The organism is Mesorhizobium sp. WSM3862 (assembly GCF_002294985.1).
Taxonomy (GTDB): domain Bacteria; phylum Pseudomonadota; class Alphaproteobacteria; order Rhizobiales; family Rhizobiaceae; genus Mesorhizobium.
The window spans coordinates 1-1,235 of the sequence record NZ_NSGE01000027.1 but is presented as its reverse complement, the minus strand read 5'-3'; the positions used below and the strand labels follow the sequence as shown (position 1 = coordinate 1,235).

Below are 1,235 nucleotides of genomic sequence, written 5' to 3'. Positions count from 1 at the left end.
TGACCTTGCCCCTCTGATCTAATCCGGTTTGAAGTTCGTTCTGGCCCATCGAGAGGACCAGGACATGAAGCGCAGCCGCTTCTCTGAAGAGCAGATCATCGGAATTTTGAAGGAGCATGAGGCCGGGGTCTCGGTCGCCGACCTGTGTCGGAAGCACGGCGTCAGCGATGCTTCGATCTACAACTGGAAGGCCCGCTTTGGCGGGATGGATGTCTCCGAGGCTCGGCGACTGAAGGCGCTGGAGGACGAGAACACGCGGCTGAAGCGGCTTCTGGCCGACGCCATGCTCGACAATGCCGCATTGAAGGATCTCGTGGGAAAGAAATGGTGACGCCCGCGGCCAAGCGGAAAGCTGTCGCTTACCTGAAGGAAGGCTTCGGGATGAGCGAACGGCGGGCGTGTAAAGCCATCGGCTGTTGCCGCATGACGGTTCGCTACGAGACCAGCAGGCCGGACGACCGCGAGATTCGCGAGCGGATGAAGGCGATCGCGCAGGAGCGTCGCCGGTTCGGCTACCGGCGTCTCCTCGTGATGCTGAGGCGGGAGGGCCTGGTCGTGAACCACAAGAAGCTGTTCCGGCTCTATCGGGAGGAGAAGCTCGCCGTTCGCCGACGTGGCGGCCGCAAGCGGGCGATCGGGACCAGGGCGCCGATGCTGGTGCCGCTGAGGCCCGACGAGCGCTGGTCGCTCGACTTCGTATCGGACCAGCTCACCGACGGGCGCCGCTTCCGCATCCTGGCCGTCGTCGACGACTGCACGAGAGAGTGCCTGGCACTCATCGTTGATACGTCTCTCTCGGGCATGCGAGTTGCCCGCGAACTGGACCGGCTCATCACCGAGCGCGGCCGGCCGCGGATGATCGTCAGCGACAATGGCAGCGAGTTCACCTCCAACGCCATCCTCGCCTGGGCGGATCAGAACCGCGTCGAATGGCATTACATTGCGCCCGGCAAGCCGATGCAGAATGGCTTCATCGAGAGCTTCAACGGCCGACTGCGCGATGAACTGCTCAACGAGACACTGTTTACCTCGCTGGCTCAGGCGCGCGTAGCCATCGCCCTGTGGCGCGCCGACTACAACACCGCGCGGCCGCACTCCCAAATCGCCTGGCAGACACCGGCCGAGTTCGCCATCACCTTCAATCCGCGACGGTCGCTCGCGCTGCGCTATGCCAAAGGCTCCGCGCCAGCGACTGTCGCTTCACCCGCCCAGCAGGGCACAACCCAGGCCGGAAA

General features: G+C 64.0%; 1 protein-coding gene. It reads left to right on the top strand.

Annotation, left to right across the window (positions count from 1 at the left end; genetic code table 11):
* Positions 1-64: 64 nt before the first annotated feature.
* Positions 65-1,235 (top strand): IS3 family transposase gene (locus CK224_RS30525; RefSeq protein ID WP_141245918.1). Its coding sequence is split into 2 segments (ribosomal slippage), with 1,172 coding nucleotides annotated over them: positions 65-314 and positions 314-1,235; the frame shifts between segments, so codons are not numbered across the junction. This gene is flagged as partial in the annotation.